Origin of the sequence: Clostridium sp. Marseille-P2415, from assembly GCF_900155545.1 — a bacterium.
Lineage (GTDB): Bacteria > Bacillota > Clostridia > Lachnospirales > Lachnospiraceae > Lacrimispora.
Genome location: NZ_LT732525.1, coordinates 774,929 through 790,856 on the forward strand (window position 1 = coordinate 774,929; position 15,928 = coordinate 790,856).

Sequence of the window (15,928 nt, forward strand, 5' to 3'; positions counted from 1 at the left end):
GCGCATCGTCACGATCAGTAGATTCACCTTATGGCCGGTTTTCATTTAAATGAGACAGAAATTCCCTGAGCCTTCCAATATTCCCGTCGGCAAAACAGTATCCGTCCATGCCGCACGCTCTGGCGCCCTCGATATTCATGGGAACGTCATCAATAAAAAAGCATTCCTCCGGCTTTAAATGAAACCGTTGGAATAAATGGCCGTACATTTCCTTCTGAGGTTTCATGCACTTTACCTCCGCGGAAAATAAAATCCCATCAAAATATTCAATTCCAGGAATGATCTTATAGCAATCCAAAAGACGGAGAGAGGCATTGGAGCATAAGTATATTCCATATCCTTCCTTCTTGAGCTGTACCACCAGTTCTCCCATCTCCCCGACAGGCCACATGTTGTATTCATGCCAGTGCTTCAGACAATCGGCTGCCATTTCCCTCGCATGGCCGGTATCAAGGCGCGCCTGCATTCTCTTTAAAGCGTCTTCCTCTGAGATCAGCCCCATATCGAGAAGCAGCCATTCCTGGGAATCAAACACAGCCGCACTTACTGCCTTCCGCTCTGCCTCATCCTCTATAAAATACCGGCATACCCTGTCTCCTTCATAATTTACCAGCACTCTTCCCATGTCAAATACGATATTTTTAATCATTGATTTTCTCCTGTAATAATTCATTCCTCTTTTTAAACCAGAAATAGTACGGAACCTCCGCAAGCAGCATACAGGCCCAGCCGGCGAGGCAGGCGAATGCAACGCCTTTCATTCCCATAACCGGAACCAGCAGATAGACGAATATGACCCGGACGGATATCTGGATCAGGGTCGAAATCAGGGTGATGGACATATTCCCCATCCCCCTGAAAAATCCCTGAATCCCATTGGTAAAGGCCGGCATCAGGTAGAAAAATGCCATGAGGCTTAAATATTCCACGCCGATCGCCACCATTCCCGTATCCCCTCCTGATACAAACAGCCTCATCACGGGCTCTTTCATGAGCAGAATAACGGCGCAGATGATCACCCAGTAGCCGGCCTCAACAAAAAGTCCGGTCCGGAAACCCTTCATTACCCGTTCCCTGTTTCCGGCTCCCCGGTTCTGGGCCACAAAGGTCATCATTCCGCTGGAAATGCTCTGTTCCGGAGTAAAGGCGAAGTCATCTACCCGGTTTACCGCGTTGAACGCTGCAATGGTGCTGACCCCTAAGGGATTGATCACCCCCTGGATCAAAAGCTTGCCAATGGGCTGACAGGATTGCTGCAGGGCCGTAATAGCCCCCTGCCTTAATGTAAGGCTCAAAAGCCCGCGGTCCATACGGACGTCTTTGGCCCCGAGCTTAAGAAGCGGAACCTTTTTATATATGTATATAACGCACAGAAAAGCGGAGACAGCCTCAGCAATGTCCGTAGCCAGCGCTGCTCCCAATACTCCCATATCAAATCCTGCCACAAACACCACATCCAGGAAACCGTTTAACACCGATGCCAGAGCCAGAAACCGGACCGGAGTCCTGGAATCGCCTACACTCCTTAAAGCTGAGGCTACCGCATTATAAAAAAAGGTGAAAGGCATACCCAGAAATATAATTCTTAAATATAACGTCGCATCCCCCATGATCTGGTCCGGCACATGGAGAAGCCGCATGATTCCGCCGGAAAAAAGCACCCCAAAAACCACAACAGCAAGAGAAAAATAACAGCCGAACAAGAGAGTGGTGGCCACCTCCTGTTTTAGTTTCCCGTACTTTCCGGCACCGAAGAATTCGCTCATCAGCACCGATGCCCCGATGCAGATCCCGGTGATCCCCAGGATCACAATGCTCATAACCGGATTGGCCGTACCGACTGCAGCCAGAGCATCCTCCCCCGCAAACCGTCCCACTACAATGGAATCCACCGCATTATAGGTAAGCTGGAATAAGTTTCCCAAAACCAGTGGAATGGAAAACCGTATCAGCTGGGACGGGATGTTTCCCTTTGTCATGTCCTTCATCATTTCAACCAATTCCTCCGGCAGATTAATAGCTTCTCAGCTTATCACTGCCATCATCTTTTGTATTTTCCAGGTGCTTTACTACCACATAATACCCGGTCTTATCATTGACTTTTACGTAAATCCGGTCTCCGACCTTATGCCCCATGATGGCGCTTCCAAGAGGAGACTCCGAACTGATAAGCCCCTTCATGGAGTTTCCCCTAACTGTCGTTACCAATTTGTAGGTTTCCAGTTCATCATCCTCTTCAAAATACAAGTCCACCGTATTATAGAGCCCGATTTCGTCCTCACTGGATTCATCGGATATGATCTGGGCCGTCTTAATCATCTTTTCCAGATACCGGATTCTGCTCTCGTTCTGGTTCTTGTCCTTTTTTGCAGCATGGTATTCAAAATTTTCGCTTAAATCCCCATGAGCCCTGGCCTCTTTTACCGCTTCCAGGGCCTCCTTTCGAACGACCAGTTTCCGGTGGTCGATTTCTTCCTGCATTTTTTTAATATCATTTTCCGTTAATTTATCAAACACGTTACCGCTTCCTTTTTTCTTCTTTCTGATCCACTTAACCGTTTTCCGCTCCCTGGACATTGCCTTCGGAAGTCTTCTTTTTATAAAGGGATATGAGCCGGTCCAAATAAATGGATTTTAACTGTTTGCTGGCTAAAGCCTGTTTCACCGGCGGAAGCTTTAAGACCGTTTCAAAGAGCGCTGCCATGGCCCTGTGACTGGCAAAGGCCTGATTGTCAAAGACCAGGTTCTGCAGGGTCCCCTTTTCAATGGCCTGAAGCACGAACCTGTGGGTGCTGTTGACCGGTGTGATGATCTGCTTCGGCCTTCTTTTCAGCTCAATGGCCTTAACGGCGCAGTTTCTGGCACAGACACCGCAGCCTAAGCAGATTTCCTCGTCCACTTCCGCTTTTTTCTTCCCATCCGGCCCTTCCTTCATGGATATGGCAAGTATAGGGCAGACTTTGGCACACTTTCCGCATCCCACGCAGGCTTCTTCCGCAATATGGGGAATATAATTGGTGGTGGCAACAGGCTGCATTGGGCTGAATTTTCTGGCTGCCTGAAGTGCCTCGCAGCAGCATCCGCAGCAGTTGCAGATAAATGCCGGATGCTCCCGTACATTTTCTCCGATCTGCACCAGATTGCTGGCATAAGAGCGTTCCAGTGCATCAAGAGCTTCCTCCTTGGAAATGAGCCTTGCGTAATCCCCATGCTCCGCCAGGGAACGGGCCACATTGTCAAAGGTCAGGCACACATCCCAGGGAGCATCGATCTCGCAGGGATGGCCGGCATGATACATCTTATGGCGGCAATAACACAGCCCCAGCCCAATGTACTCTGCCTCCTCCACGATATGTGTGGCCCTCTCATAATCCAGGATGTGATTGGTCTTATCATTGGCCAGGACCGGCTCCTGGACATAGACCCGTCCCAGCTTTGTTTCCGTAGCAAAGAAAAGATCCTTGATAAAGTCCTCTTCCACGTTCATGTATTGATAGTAAAGCTCGCCTAAGTATTTCTGGTCGATATCTCCTCTGGTCCTCATCAGGGCAAATTCAATAAATCCTGCCATGGGAGGCGGCATCACGAACTTCCGGACTCCGTTGTGCAAGGAGTCCACCAACAGGGCCTTCTCACAGAGATGGTCCAAAAGCCTTTCTGCTTTGTATTCCGTTGTCCCCCAGATTTTAGCAGCCTTTTTTGCAGTAAATGGCCGCACCGGAAGCAGCGAAACCCATTTGGCCTCTTTTTCCGTATACAAAACCTGCAGAATCTTATAAAGCGTCTCCGACGCAGGCGCGCCTTGTGTAAACCAGTTGATGCGGTCACTTAAATTTAAGTAAGCATCGCGTGTTGTCAGATGCCCCATATCTCATTCCTTCTTTCAGACTAATTTTTCTGCAATGACCTCAATGCGCCCCGAAGCTTTCCCAACATGGCGGTATGATTTTATGGAAAGTCCGCATTTTTCCGCCAGCGTTTCCATACCATCATCCGTTAAACATACCTCAGCCGCCTCTCCCTTCCACATGGAGGATCCCTTTTTCTCCAGATTGCGCATGGATTTTTCCAGATCTGGCCCGTCAAACCAGAGGATCCCGTCATCCGCCAGGTATTCTGCTGCCTGTGTCAGGATCATCTTCATATCCTGGGTCCGGGATATCCGGTCAATGAGCACGATCCGGTATGTTTCTTTTCCCATATCCGTCCCATGAACGGGTTCCTCTAAGGATATGGCCTTGGGGAAGTATCCGGCCTTCAATGCTTCTTTATATAATTGACTCCTTTCTTCTCCGATAAACAGCATGGTGCCTTCCGGCACAAATTCACCAATGTCAGCCAGAAGCCTTTCGCATCTTGTTTTCGTACGGCGCAGCCCCTTCTTCCCATCCAAGGGTCCGCCCTCCTCCTTTGCAAGATAATAATTTCCGCAATCCCTGCACTTCATGAAGACGCGGACCGGCTCCATCACATATCCGTCCTTCTCTCCGCCTTCCATATAGAATATTGCACTATAATGAGGAAGGCCTTTCCCCGCGCAAACCGGACACCTCTCTGTTTCTGCCGTCATCAGTTTCCGCAGTTCCTTTAAAGCAGAGCAATACCACCGGTGCAGCCGGCTCTCAAATTCCCGGTCATAAACAAACAGCCAGCTTTTTATGACTTCTGCAATCCATCTCGTTTCATGGATCACGGAACTATCCGCCTTAAGCCCCCTTAAATTCTCTTCCAGGGTGAGGAGCCCGTTTACAGCATCCTCCTTCAGCCGTTCATTCCCCTGATAGGCCATAAGGTGCTCGATTCCTTCCACAACGCTGCTGCATAAGCCTACCATTACCACCAACTGATTCATTCTGCCTGTTGCCATAACCATTTCCTTTCTTTCCATTCCAGCACTCGTTCACGCATACCCTTTTATATTAGCATTTTTAAAGGGGGAAAAGCAAGATGCAATCATTCGTAAATTTTAACCGCATCGGCTGGGAGGCCATAAACCGCTCTGGTACGTTCATCCCTTCTGGCCGTGCCGATTATTAACTCATACATTTCCTGTTCCGTTCTCATCGCATTCACCTGCCCTCCTCCAATAACAATATTTCAGCAATTCCATAAAGCAAACTCAACCTTGTTTAAAAAAGCCACTCTGCTCTTTTTTTATGCATTCCGTCAACTGGCTGAACCGGTCGATCCGGTAATCTGCATCCCTTAAAAGGAGGGTTCTCTTCTCCTGTGGTTTTTTCTCCAGAAATTCCGTAAAAACGGTTCTCATACCGGCCAGTTTTGCACCGTTTAACTCATTTGAGCCGCCGTCACCTACAAACATGCTGTCTGCCGGCATCACATTCATTTTCTCCATTGCATATTGATAGATTTTTATGTCTGGTTTCATCATTCCTACATTACATGAAAATACGGCCAAATCAAAAAATTTGCTTAAAGGAGAATCCTTCCAATATTTACAATCAATAATATCCGCATTACTGATAAGACCCATATAAATACCTTTATTTTTTATTTTATTTAAAGTTTCTAATATTTCTTCATCAATCTTCCTCATGGCATTCTTCATTCTATTTTCACGCCTGATCAAAATTTCCTGCTTCTGTACTTCCGTCAGGGAAAATGGTGTTTTTGCAGTAAGATTTTCAATGATCGCCTGCTCTGTTTTAATTATCCCCAATGCCCGTTCCTCATACAGGGAATCCTCTTCTGCATATTTCTCCCACTCAGATTGGGTGATATTTAAAATATCGTATTCATTATCCGCGGAATACTCAGGATTGATTAATGTAAAAAACAAATCAAAGAATAATGCTTTTACCATGCCGGCCTCCTGTACCTCATGACAATAATCTCCTTCCAAAATTATAACACGGACTGCTTTGTTTTGCATCCTTCAAGGCAAATCAAACGTAGGATTTCACTCATAGCTTCCCGGCTTCCATACGATGAAAATACCTCTTGACAATGGGATCTTGCAATAGTACCATATATCTAATGATATTATTTTATATCGTTTCATAGAGATTTATATCAATGAGAGGAATATGCAATGCCAAACTACTCCAAGGAAAACAGACACAATGAAATTTTAGAATCAGCAACAGAGCTATTATCTTTAAAGCCCACGGCGACCCTTCAGGAAATTGCCGATTATGCGAATATCGGAATCGCAACATTGCATCGGCATTTTGCCTCGCGGGAAGCGCTTCTGGATGAGCTTGCCATCAACGCAATCGAATTGGTAGAACATTCTCTTAAGGAAATAACATTCCCCGGGCATGATATAAAAAAATCGCTGGAAGAATTATTTAACAGGCTCATCCCCTTAGGGGATAAAATATATTTCCTGGCTTACGCTGCTTCTGTTGATGAAAACCAGGCAATCGCCGAAAGGGAAGACAGAATAAAACAGCCCCATACAAACGCCATTGATATATGGAAGGAGCAGGGACTTCTGAACAATGCCATCTCCACCAAATGGATGGTCACTGTCATATACAACTTATTGTTTGTCACATGGCAGGAAATACATTCCGGAAACATTGCCAAAAATGATGCTGCTGATTTACTCGTGACAACTGTACTGAACGGTTTCTTAAAATGATCCGCAGTTGAAACAGCTTATTATGCAAGATAGAAAGGAAGCAAGCATGGATATGAAAAATCTAAGGATCACCAACACGCTCAATGAAAAACAAAAACGCGAAGTAGCCAGGCTGTACTATCAGGCATTTCCAAAGAAATTCAGTTCCCTATGGATATTTACCAAGAATGAATCACAGGCAGTCCGTGTCCTGGCAAAAAGCCTGCGATACAAAAGCGGACTTTATGTCTTGAGTGAGGACACTGTTTTAGGTTTTATTGGACTTGAAAAAGGAAATGGTTTTTATGCTCCGTTGCGTTATTCTTCCTTTCGGGAGGCATTCAATATTTTCAGCGCGGGATGGCGTTACGCGGCCTATTGCATTTACCGTTTATTCCATGGTGATATGGGAAGCAGAACCATGCACATCGATCCGATCGTTGTTGCCAGATATACCAGGGGAATGGGCATCGGATCAGGACTCCTTAAAACAACATTTGAGTATGCGAAAAAGCTTGGAAAAAGAAAAGTCGTGTTAGAAGTTGTTGATACCAATCCAATGGCCAGGAGACTCTATGAGAGGCATGGGTTCCGGGTCGTAAAAGCAGAGCATTTATCCTTGCTGACCCGCCGCGCCGGATTTGACAAGTTATACCATATGGCTAAGGATTTATAAAATTGAAATTAATTTTCCAGGAAGCAGCAAATGAACTCCAGAGTAAATTTGCTGCTTCCTGTGTATGGAATCACGTTATATTTCTGCTGAATAAGTCCGTTTCCTCTAACAAGCTTTCAATACTGTCCAGTTCAAGCCGGTGCAACAGTTCAATGACATATGGATTTTCAGCCGGATGCTGATAGGTCGCCTTTTCCCCGTAGTCATTAACCAGTTCCGTTCCCTGCTCTACTCCTAAAATAGCTCTTGGCCCTCCGACACAGCCGCCGACGCAGCCCATACCTTCATAAAAGTTGGCTTCGATCTTTCCATCCATGATATCCTGAATCATCTTCTTGCATGCGGGCACTCCATCGGCCTGTTTGGTGCGGATCTCGGTCTTTTTCCTGGGGTTGATGGCCTTTACCGTATTCTCGACCGCTTCGCTGACTCCGCCCTTTCTGGCATAAATCCTTCCTGCTTTTGAAGAATGGTCCTTTTCACTCTCCTCCATGGCAGCGGGATCAATTCCCAGCGCATCAAATATATTCTTTACTTCCTGAAATGTAAGTACAAAATCAACCGCACCGGCCAGATCCTTTTCACGGGCTTCCGCCTTTTTTGCAAGACACGGACCAATAAATACGGTCAGAGCATCGGGGTGCAGTGCTTTTACCACTCTGGCACAGGCAACCATAGGAGAAACCGAACCCGGCACATGGGGAATAAGCTGGTGATAAACCTTGCGGATCATGCCGATCCACATGGGACAGCAGCAGCTTGTCAGCTGAAAATCATTGATATCGTTAATATTCTTATCAAACTCAAGAGCTTCCTTTAGTGTCAGGATGTCTGCGAATAAGGCAACTTCCAGCATCCCATCAAACCCGACCTCTTTTAACGCAGTCCTTAATTTACCAGGAGTAACGTCCTTTGAAAACTGGCCCAAAAACGCCGGTGCTATCATTGCATACACCAATCCCTTTGAACTTCTGATTGCTTTCAATGCCGGAATAATGTCCGTACTGGCTGTGAGTTTTTCACTCGCACATCCATCGATACACTTTTCGCAGCCCAGGCATAAATCCGGATCAACCGCTACCCCATCCTTTTCGATGCGCAATGCTCCGAAAGGACACCGCTCCAGGCATTCCTTCTCTTCCTCTTTTGAACAGTTGCATGTACCTGTGCGAATCACGATCGGATGCTTCTTTGGATTTAAAAGACAGTCCAGATGATAGGGATCATAGGAATTCGCCCCGTCTGCCGCCGAATCCGTATTGTTATCCAATACGGCTCGAACCGTACTTTCATACAATTGCTTAAATGTCTGCATAAAATACCTCCCGCATGTATGCTTTGATTTTCTGTATAACCTTGTAGTTGATATGATTTCAGCTGTTGTATTACGATTAACATTATAATACCTTTTCTGAATTCTTACTATACCATAAACGGCAAATATCATGTTTTTCCGTCTCCCATTCATTCCGTTCATTGTCGAGTTTTAACATTTGCCTTACCGCTTTGCATTTCATATAAAAAAAGATGGCAGAATCATAAGCTTTTCTGCCATCTTATTATAAAGTTTAAAATATCAATCAAAAATGTGCTTGCTGAAATAACGGTCTCCCCTGTCCGGAAAGATAACAACGATGCTGCCGGAAGAAACCGTTTCCGCCAGTTTCTTAGCAACCGCCAGTGCTGCTCCGGATGATGACCCTGCAAAAATCCCTTCATATTTCGCAATGTTTTTTACCTCTTCATAAGCTTCCGGATCACTTATTTTAATCACCTTATCAACGAGAGACATATCCATTGTATCAGCGATAAAATCATTGCCGATCCCTTCAATGTCGTAATTCGAGTGTTCGCCGCCTCCCATCGTGGAGCCGATGGGATCGGCCAGAATCCCTTTGATATCAGGATTCTGCTCTTTTAAGTATTTCACAATACCTGAAAATGTGCCTCCGCTTCCAGCACCTGCAACCACATAATCAATGTTTCCCTTCAAGTCACAATATATTTCAGGGCCGGTGGTCTCATAGTGGGCAAGGGGATTTGCCATATTTTTAAACTGCTCAAGTGTTACGGAATCCGGAATTTCAGCACGGAGCTCCTCCGCTTTTCTTGCTGCTCCAAGCATGCCTTCATCCAGCGGCGTATTTACAATTTCTGCTCCTAATGCTTTTAACAGGATCTGCTTCTCCTGAGAAAATTTTTCCGGAACAATGAAAATCAGCTTATATCCTTGATTGAGCGCCGCAAATGCAATTCCAAGCCCTGTGTTTCCTGCGGTGGCTTCAATGATCGTATATCCGGGCTTTAAGATTCCCTGTTTCCTGGCATCCTCGATCATATATTTTCCGATCCTGTCCTTTACACTTCCGGAAGGATTATAAAGCTCAAGCTTTGCATAAACCTGTAACCCGTCCGGGAAGCCTGAATGATTCAGTCTGACAATGGGGGTATTGCCAATCAGTTCTTTCATTGAGTTATACAGGCTCATAGCTTTGCCTCCCCGATTGCCGTCCGCAAATCTCTGGCAAGGTCTTTCTCATTTTCAATGCCCACGGAAAGACGGATAAGACCATCCGTAATGCCGACTTTTTCACGAATCTCCTTCGGAATGGAAGCGTGCGTCATACTGGCCGGATGGCATACAAGAGACTCTACGCCCCCCAGACTTTCGGCCAGTGCAATGAGTCTGAGCCCTTCAAAAAACCGGTTGATGTCATATCCTTCTTTCAGTTCAAATGAAATCATTGCTCCGCCATTTTTTGCCTGCTTCCTGTTGATATCATATCCCTGCGAATCCGGAAGCCCGGGATAATACACGGTCTTGACCGCTTCGTGCTTTTGAAGCAGTTCTGCAAGCTCCAGAGCGTTTTCCACATGCCGGTCCATTCTGACCCCCAGAGTTTTTATGCTTCGGATCAGAAGAAAAGTATCGAATGGCTGAAGCACTCCCCCCGTTGCATTCTGTATAAAATGGAGCTTTTCTGCAAGCTCCTTTGTCTTCACCACAACAAGGCCGGCAATGATGTCGCTATGGCCTCCGAGATACTTTGTGGCCGAATGAATCACAATGTCCGCACCAAGCTCCAATGGGCGTTGGATATAAGGTGTCATAAAGGTATTGTCCACAATAAGCAATACCCCTCTGCTTTTTGCAAGCTCAGCCACAGCCCGAATGTCCGTTATCGTCAAAAGCGGATTTGCCGGACTCTCAATCAGGACCGCTTTTACATCCGGTGTAAGAGCTTCTGAGAGTGCGGATAAGTCTGTCGTATCGGCGATCGTATACCGGAATCCGAATTTTTTGAATACCTTATCCAGGACCCGGAAGGTACCGCCGTAGACGTTGCTTGACAGAACGACCCTGTCACCGTTTTCAAAAAGGCTGAGTACCGCAGTGACCGCCGCCATACCGGAAGCAAAAGCAAAGCCTGAGACTCCGCCTTCCAATTCGGCGATCAGTGATTCCATCGCCTCTCTTGTCGGATTACCCGTTCGGGAATATTCATATCCTCTGTGTTTTCCCAATCCATCCTGCTTATAGGTTGATGTCTGGTACACCGGAGTATTCACCGCACCTGTGCGTTCATCCCCATAAATGCCGCCATGAATCAAAGCGGATTCGATATACTCATAGTTTTTCAAAATAATAAGCCTCCTTTTTGGAAATGATAATCTAGACTGCCTTACTCTCCTTCCGGCATTTCGCCCGTTCATTACATAGTAAATTTATATGTATTATATGTATTAGTATTCCGCCTGTCAATTAATAATAGAACAAAAATTGCAGTTATGGAACAGCATTTCTGTTCTATAACTGCAATTGGGGTAATTGGCGGTACTCTCTTTTTTTTAATAAATCTGCAGGCAATCATGCATCAGATAAAGTATTCGATTGTATCCGCCGGCTTTTTCTGTGTCTCTGTGTTATAAATTATGATCGCCTCTCTTGTTTCCCCGGGTCCAAGGGCATAAGGGCCTTTTCCCGTGTTGTTAAGCATTTCCCAGGGTACGCACCGGTTCATGCTGTAAGGCATGTCTGTAATCAGCTCCAGTTCTTTTTGCTTAAAAGGCTTTTTTCTGAAATAAGGATCAAACATGTAAACGCGCTGATGACCGGCTCCTGTCAGCAGTACATAATGCCAGCAGCCATACATAACGCGAACCGCCACAACCCCGTCCTGCTGCAATGCATACATAACCTTGCTGTTTTCCCCGATATACACCTCTTCCCCGGTCAGGTACTCACTATGGACAGGAAACTTTTTCATCTTGCCAAATTGGTTGAGCCAGTTGCTTAAAAACATCATAGCCATTCGTGAGGTCCCATTTTTTCCAAACTCCCCCTTCGCATTATAGGAGTCAAGACAAAAAAGCATAATATGTTTTATAATATCGGGCGGAATCTGCTCCCGTCGGAACAAATAACTCATTGCATTTAGCAATGTAGTCGGGCCGCAGTCATATTCCGTAATTTGATAATTCAGCGGGTTCTTCATGTTGTATTCACTTCCTTATCCAATAGCATTTTTACCGGATTACTTACCTCCATGACTCCAATCCACATTAAGGCTCTTCATCACATTTTTCTTAACAGCTTACACCTGTATTATTTCTTATAAGCATTATTTATATCATTCCAATTACTACTAATATCGTCTCATTCCGTTCAGTAATTCTGCAAATACAGACAAGCTTTTTATTCTTCTAAGCTTAATCCCACATAATTTACAAATCTGTTTAAGCGTTGCTTCAACGAGCACATTACTGACTCGTATTTCCTTCGGTGCGCCATATGTAAAAATAAAACCAATAATTTCCTTTGCAAGATTCACATTTGCGTCATCATCTGGTTCTATCATATCAGCCTTCAATATCATGCCGTTTAATGAATCTCCCAGAAGGCATAACCGGGGGTTAGCTGGCCGGCCATATTTTTTATCATCAACGGATACTCCCAAGTAAGCAATATCCGCTTCTAACACAAACTTGCTTTTCTTCACTTTACAAAGTTCCTGCATCAATTTTTCATCTGTCAGAACAAGATTCTGGTATTGGTACATTGTAAACGGAAGTTCTCGTTCGCAGCCAGCCCATCGCCTGGTATTCAGATCATAAGAAAAGAGATACATATTCCCATGTTCAAAATCAATTGTAAGATTATCATGAGAATAATATTCCAATGCGTCTTTCAGATATGTCAGATATCGAATCATTCTTTGCACTTCTTCCTGGTCGAAGTTATATGGATAGTAACCCGATTGATAGGACATAAAATATAACCACTGATTCTTCCCCCGATACCTATACCCCAGTTCTTTAATAATTGAACGTTGCTTTTCTGATAATTCTTCCCTGTTTCCCCAATAACAGGAAAGATTATTCTGACTGAACATAGCATATTCAACAGAAATGTTCAGCCTCTCCTGCATTGTCAACATTAAAAAATCATTCAAACCCTCATACCCTTCATATATAGAAAGTCCATAACAGTCCCCGCCTCTGCCAAGTGTACTAATAAATACTGTATCTTCCTCTTCACCTTCCTGGATTCCAATAATATCCACATCCCAGAAATTCTCCCATGGCTCTAACTCTTTGATTCTTGTTGCCAGTTCATACAGTTTCTTCCATTCATTCATTGTTGCGTCCTTCCTCATATTTCACTATCCTTTCATCTAAACGGCAGAATTTCTTCACGCTCTTCTGTTTCACTATTACCAAGTTCTTCCCATGTCAGTCCATATGGAAATCCTCCTTCTGTATATCCGGCGATAAACGCAAAAGTATTGTCTGATTCTATTGTTTTCTCCATCTCCCGTTTATCTTTTTTTCGTCTTAAATCCATATTGTTTTTTGAGCCTTTCCCATATCTCACATGAAACCGGGCAGATCCATAAAGCCTCCACCATTGATAACAAACTCCACAATCGTTCCGGCTTATTTGTATATGGATACTCTTTGCAATTTTCCGGCCTGTAATCCCCTAATAAACAGGAACCGTCTTCCTGTAAAAAATCACAAGGCTTATGCTTTGTGATGTACTGAATTTCTAAATCATCTAGTTTCAAGTATTTTTCTACGAATTCATCTTTTGATATATTCAGAATTTTCGCATCCCGGGCAATATCTGCCTCTGGAATAGAACCATGATACTCCTTACAGCATCTACGGCACTGGGAACAGTCATATGACTCAAAAATCTCTTTATGTAATTCTGCAAATTGCTCATCCAGTTTTGTTTCATCTGCATGATTCTTTAAAAAAGCACGAAATCGTAGATTTTGATTTTCTTTCTTTTTTGCATATTCTTCTACTTCTTCTGGCTTTATCATTCTTTTCTCCTATATGTGCTCAACTACGTATTTTTAAACACTTATATCGTAACACAATTTCTATACAATACTATTTTACCACAGCCAGCTGAAAAAATATACCAAAAAACCTCCCAGAACAAACGTCCTGAGAGGTCCTGAATCGATTTGAATTGTAATACGGTGTGCTGAGAATTATCTCTTTGAGAACTGTGGAGCACGACGAGCTGACTTTAAGCCGTACTTCTTTCTTTCTTTCATTCTCGGATCTCTTGTTAAGAAACCAGCCTTCTTAAGAATCGGACGGTATTCCGCATCTGCCTGAAGCAAAGCTCTTGAGATACCGTGTCTGATCGCACCGGCCTGTCCGGTGAATCCACCGCCATGAACGTTAACTAAAACGTCAAACTTATCAACAGTCTCCGTAGCAACCAGTGGCTGACGGACAACAACCTTTAATGTCTCAAGACCTAAATACTGGTCAATATCTCTCTTATTGATGGTGATCTTACCTGTACCCGGTACTAAATATACTCTAGCGATAGATTTTTTTCTTCTACCTGTTCCGTAAAATTTTGCATTAGCCATGATAACTTCCTCCTTTCAGCGCCTCTGATTAAAATTTGAACTCTAAAACTTCTGGTTTCTGAGCAGCATGGTCATGTTCCGCACCAGCATATACGTGAAGTTTCGTTATCATGCTTCTTCCTAAAGGTCCCTTTGGAAGCATACCCTTAACCGCTAATTCGATTACTTTCTCAGGCTTTTTCGCCATCATTTCTCTTAAAGTTGTTTCCTTCATACCGCCAACATATTCAGAATGGCTGTAGTAAATCTTCTGATCTAATTTTTTACCGGTTACGGAAACCTTATCTGCATTTACAACGATTACATAATCGCCGCAATCCATATGTGGTGTGTAAATCGGTTTGTTCTTACCTCTTAATACTTTAGCTACTTCTGAAGCCAAGCGTCCTAATGTATATCCTGTAGCGTCAACTACGTACCATTTTCTTTCAATTGTTGCTGGACTAGCCATAAAAGTCTTCATTGGACAACCTCCTGTAAATTATGGTGTTATTAAGCATAACTATATTATGAAAACAAGTTTTCATAATCGGATGGACGATGCCAGAAAAAGCGGCACCTTTTATGAAAAGTCAAAAAACAGCTTCTCATAAGTTGTATTACAAAATGCTCACTCCGGGGCTTTGGCTGAACATTTTCGTCTAACGTCACAGTTATACATTATATTACATTCTTCCGGGTGTGTCAACCTCTTTTTCCCATAAAAGAAAGGTTTCCCAGCCTATTTTTGCACCGCATACCACCCCTGGCTCCCATCATCGGCCTGAAAGGTATAAAATCCATAAGACTTCCCGGGTATGATACGCCCGGTCTTTTCTTCATCCCTTACATAAACAATCTGAGCACCGTTGCGCACCGCCTGATGGACCACCCGGATAAGCAGCCTTTCGAAATCTTCTTCCCGGCACCGGTGAATCTTGAGATACGCTTTTCCCTCAGAAACAATCTTATCCTGAAAGAGGGTATAGTTCCATTCCTTATTTTCCCCTTGAATCCGTTCCGGAAGCTCGGTTTCATAATCAAGGCTTATCAATGTAAGCCCCTTGGCCGCCGCCTTTGGCCCTGCTGCCTTCCGGTCCCTGGCATCCAGAATTTCTTCCACATGCGCCGGGGGGTACACCCCCATCCCCACCTTCATCAGGGTCCCTGCAATAATCCGCACCATGTTATATAAAAAACCGCTTCCTTTAATGCGGATTATAATCAAATCCCCGCTCTTTTCGATGTCCAGGCTATAAATGGTCCGCACCGTTTCTTCCGCCTGTCCACGGGCCGTACAGAAGCTTTTAAAGTCATGTTCCCCTACAAGATATGCCGCCCCCTCCCGCATCCTTTCCACATTCAAAGGAAAATAACAGAAATGGCTGTAAAGCCGCATGGTAGGCACTTCAATTTTCCGGTTCATAATTTTATATTCATAGGTTTTAACACAGTTTTGCTTTCTCGGATGATAATCCGGAGCCACTTCTCCGGATTGCAGAATCCGGATATCCTCCGGCAGTCTCTGATTCAGGGCAAAGCATATCTTATCAGCGGGCATCCGGTTCTCTGTATCAAAGACCGCCACATTTCCCTCAGAGTGAACCCCGGAATCGGTCCTGCTGGCCCCGGTTACTGTTATCGGCTCCCTCAATAAACCGGTCAGAGTTTTATTGAGAACCTCCTCGATGGTGATTCCGTTTTTCTGAATCTGCCATCCGCAGTAATTGGTACCGTCATAGGCCACAATCATTTTAACCCGTTTCATATATCCTCCTTTTTCATGGG

At 44.5% G+C, this 15,928-nt stretch carries 19 protein-coding genes; 2 read left to right on the forward strand and 17 right to left on the reverse strand.

What is annotated here, in order from left to right:
- Nucleotides 1–28: 28 nt before the first annotated feature.
- From BQ9856_RS03695 to BQ9856_RS03720, 7 genes are all read right to left on the reverse strand, one after another.
- A complete protein-coding gene (locus BQ9856_RS03695) occupies nt 29–649 on the reverse strand; it encodes an HAD family hydrolase (RefSeq protein WP_077609760.1) in 621 nt (206 codons plus the stop codon).
- On the reverse strand, nt 642–1,991 hold the full coding sequence (locus BQ9856_RS03700; RefSeq protein WP_077609761.1) for an MATE family efflux transporter: 1,350 nt from the start codon (nt 1,989–1,991) through the stop codon (nt 642–644). Before BQ9856_RS03700 ends, BQ9856_RS03695 begins: the two co-directional genes overlap by 8 nt.
- A 22-nt stretch (nt 1,992–2,013) precedes the next feature.
- Nucleotides 2,014–2,517: a GreA/GreB family elongation factor gene (locus BQ9856_RS03705; protein WP_077610028.1), complete on the reverse strand. Its 504-nt coding sequence runs from the start codon at nt 2,515–2,517 to the stop codon at nt 2,014–2,016.
- A gap of 34 nt (nt 2,518–2,551) precedes the next feature.
- Nucleotides 2,552–3,868, reverse strand: coding sequence for a 4Fe-4S dicluster domain-containing protein (locus tag BQ9856_RS03710; protein WP_077609762.1), 1,317 nt, complete (start codon nt 3,866–3,868; stop codon nt 2,552–2,554).
- A gap of 15 nt (nt 3,869–3,883) precedes the next feature.
- Nucleotides 3,884–4,867: a hypothetical protein gene (locus BQ9856_RS03715; RefSeq protein WP_139348646.1), complete on the reverse strand. Its 984-nt coding sequence runs from the start codon at nt 4,865–4,867 to the stop codon at nt 3,884–3,886.
- A gap of 86 nt (nt 4,868–4,953) precedes the next feature.
- Nucleotides 4,954–5,064 carry an aminoglycoside 6-adenylyltransferase gene (locus BQ9856_RS24715; protein ID WP_442855481.1) on the reverse strand — a complete coding sequence of 37 codons (111 nt, stop codon included), beginning with the start codon at nt 5,062–5,064 and terminating at the stop codon, nt 4,954–4,956.
- A gap of 55 nt (nt 5,065–5,119) precedes the next feature.
- Nucleotides 5,120–5,824, reverse strand: a complete 705-nt coding sequence (locus tag BQ9856_RS03720) for an HAD family hydrolase (protein WP_159441936.1) — start codon at nt 5,822–5,824, stop codon at nt 5,120–5,122.
- Between the two features lie 228 nt (nt 5,825–6,052).
- Here BQ9856_RS03720 and BQ9856_RS03725 point away from each other — a divergent pair, with 228 nt between their 5' ends.
- Together BQ9856_RS03725 and BQ9856_RS03730 are read left to right on the forward strand one after the other, a co-directional pair.
- Nucleotides 6,053–6,607: a TetR/AcrR family transcriptional regulator gene (locus BQ9856_RS03725; RefSeq protein ID WP_077609765.1), complete on the forward strand. Its 555-nt coding sequence runs from the start codon at nt 6,053–6,055 to the stop codon at nt 6,605–6,607.
- A gap of 46 nt (nt 6,608–6,653) precedes the next feature.
- Entirely contained in the window at nt 6,654–7,262 is a 609-nt protein-coding gene (locus BQ9856_RS03730) for a GNAT family N-acetyltransferase (protein ID WP_159441937.1), read from the forward strand.
- 70 nt (nt 7,263–7,332) lie between these two features.
- Here the strand turns inward: BQ9856_RS03730 and BQ9856_RS03735 are convergent, their stop codons facing one another.
- From BQ9856_RS03735 to truA, 10 genes are all read right to left on the reverse strand, one after another.
- Complete coding sequence (locus BQ9856_RS03735; protein ID WP_077609767.1) at nt 7,333–8,577, reverse strand: [Fe-Fe] hydrogenase large subunit C-terminal domain-containing protein; 1,245 nt, start codon at nt 8,575–8,577, stop codon at nt 7,333–7,335.
- 261 nt (nt 8,578–8,838) lie between these two features.
- Nucleotides 8,839–9,750 carry a PLP-dependent cysteine synthase family protein gene (locus BQ9856_RS03740; protein ID WP_077609768.1) on the reverse strand — a complete coding sequence of 304 codons (912 nt, stop codon included), beginning with the start codon at nt 9,748–9,750 and terminating at the stop codon, nt 8,839–8,841.
- On the reverse strand, nt 9,747–10,904 hold the full coding sequence (locus tag BQ9856_RS03745) for a trans-sulfuration enzyme family protein (protein ID WP_077609769.1): 1,158 nt from the start codon (nt 10,902–10,904) through the stop codon (nt 9,747–9,749). Before BQ9856_RS03745 ends, BQ9856_RS03740 begins: the two co-directional genes overlap by 4 nt.
- Nucleotides 10,905–11,137: 233 nt before the next feature.
- Nucleotides 11,138–11,758, reverse strand: a complete 621-nt coding sequence (locus tag BQ9856_RS03750) for a peptidase C39 (protein ID WP_077609770.1) — start codon at nt 11,756–11,758, stop codon at nt 11,138–11,140.
- Nucleotides 11,759–11,908: 150 nt separating this feature from the next.
- Complete coding sequence (locus BQ9856_RS03755; protein WP_077609771.1) at nt 11,909–12,919, reverse strand: DUF7309 domain-containing protein; 1,011 nt, start codon at nt 12,917–12,919, stop codon at nt 11,909–11,911.
- A gap of 14 nt (nt 12,920–12,933) precedes the next feature.
- Complete coding sequence (locus BQ9856_RS24470; RefSeq protein ID WP_159441938.1) at nt 12,934–13,074, reverse strand: hypothetical protein; 141 nt, start codon at nt 13,072–13,074, stop codon at nt 12,934–12,936.
- 7 nt (nt 13,075–13,081) lie between these two features.
- Nucleotides 13,082–13,594 carry a YkgJ family cysteine cluster protein gene (locus tag BQ9856_RS03760; protein WP_077609772.1) on the reverse strand — a complete coding sequence of 171 codons (513 nt, stop codon included), beginning with the start codon at nt 13,592–13,594 and terminating at the stop codon, nt 13,082–13,084.
- Between the two features lie 174 nt (nt 13,595–13,768).
- Nucleotides 13,769–14,161 carry a 30S ribosomal protein S9 gene (rpsI, locus tag BQ9856_RS03765; RefSeq protein WP_077609773.1) on the reverse strand — a complete coding sequence of 131 codons (393 nt, stop codon included), beginning with the start codon at nt 14,159–14,161 and terminating at the stop codon, nt 13,769–13,771.
- 28 nt (nt 14,162–14,189) lie between these two features.
- The gene (gene rplM, locus BQ9856_RS03770) at nt 14,190–14,624 is read right to left on the reverse strand and encodes a 50S ribosomal protein L13 (RefSeq protein ID WP_077609774.1); all 435 of its coding nucleotides are present in this window, start codon (nt 14,622–14,624) and stop codon (nt 14,190–14,192) included.
- Between the two features lie 258 nt (nt 14,625–14,882).
- Nucleotides 14,883–15,908, reverse strand: coding sequence for a tRNA pseudouridine(38-40) synthase TruA (truA, locus tag BQ9856_RS03775; RefSeq protein WP_077609775.1), 1,026 nt, complete (start codon nt 15,906–15,908; stop codon nt 14,883–14,885).
- Nucleotides 15,909–15,928: the final 20 nt, after the last annotated feature.

Excerpts from the sequence above, each read along its gene's own strand:
- BQ9856_RS03695 (WP_077609760.1), bottom strand. The coding sequence starts at position 649 with ATGATTAAAAATATCGTATTTGACATGGGAAGAGTGCTGGTAAATTAT.
- BQ9856_RS03700 (WP_077609761.1), bottom strand. The coding sequence starts at position 1,991 with ATGATGAAGGACATGACAAAGGGAAACATCCCGTCCCAGCTGATACGG.
- BQ9856_RS03710 (WP_077609762.1), bottom strand. The coding sequence starts at position 3,868 with ATGGGGCATCTGACAACACGCGATGCTTACTTAAATTTAAGTGACCGC.
- BQ9856_RS03715 (WP_139348646.1), bottom strand. The coding sequence starts at position 4,867 with ATGGCAACAGGCAGAATGAATCAGTTGGTGGTAATGGTAGGCTTATGC.
- BQ9856_RS24715 (WP_442855481.1), bottom strand. The coding sequence starts at position 5,064 with ATGAGAACGGAACAGGAAATGTATGAGTTAATAATCGGCACGGCCAGA.
- BQ9856_RS03720 (WP_159441936.1), bottom strand. The coding sequence starts at position 5,824 with ATGGTAAAAGCATTATTCTTTGATTTGTTTTTTACATTAATCAATCCT.
- BQ9856_RS03725 (WP_077609765.1), top strand. The coding sequence starts at position 6,053 with ATGCCAAACTACTCCAAGGAAAACAGACACAATGAAATTTTAGAATCA.
- BQ9856_RS03730 (WP_159441937.1), top strand. The coding sequence starts at position 6,654 with ATGGATATGAAAAATCTAAGGATCACCAACACGCTCAATGAAAAACAA.
- BQ9856_RS03735 (WP_077609767.1), bottom strand. The coding sequence starts at position 8,577 with ATGCAGACATTTAAGCAATTGTATGAAAGTACGGTTCGAGCCGTATTG.
- BQ9856_RS03740 (WP_077609768.1), bottom strand. The coding sequence starts at position 9,750 with ATGAGCCTGTATAACTCAATGAAAGAACTGATTGGCAATACCCCCATT.
- BQ9856_RS03750 (WP_077609770.1), bottom strand. The coding sequence starts at position 11,758 with ATGAAGAACCCGCTGAATTATCAAATTACGGAATATGACTGCGGCCCG.
- BQ9856_RS03755 (WP_077609771.1), bottom strand. The coding sequence starts at position 12,919 with ATGAGGAAGGACGCAACAATGAATGAATGGAAGAAACTGTATGAACTG.
- BQ9856_RS24470 (WP_159441938.1), bottom strand. The coding sequence starts at position 13,074 with ATGGAGAAAACAATAGAATCAGACAATACTTTTGCGTTTATCGCCGGA.
- BQ9856_RS03760 (WP_077609772.1), bottom strand. The coding sequence starts at position 13,594 with ATGATAAAGCCAGAAGAAGTAGAAGAATATGCAAAAAAGAAAGAAAAT.
- rpsI (WP_077609773.1), bottom strand. The coding sequence starts at position 14,161 with ATGGCTAATGCAAAATTTTACGGAACAGGTAGAAGAAAAAAATCTATC.
- rplM (WP_077609774.1), bottom strand. The coding sequence starts at position 14,624 with ATGAAGACTTTTATGGCTAGTCCAGCAACAATTGAAAGAAAATGGTAC.
- truA (WP_077609775.1), bottom strand. The coding sequence starts at position 15,908 with ATGAAACGGGTTAAAATGATTGTGGCCTATGACGGTACCAATTACTGC.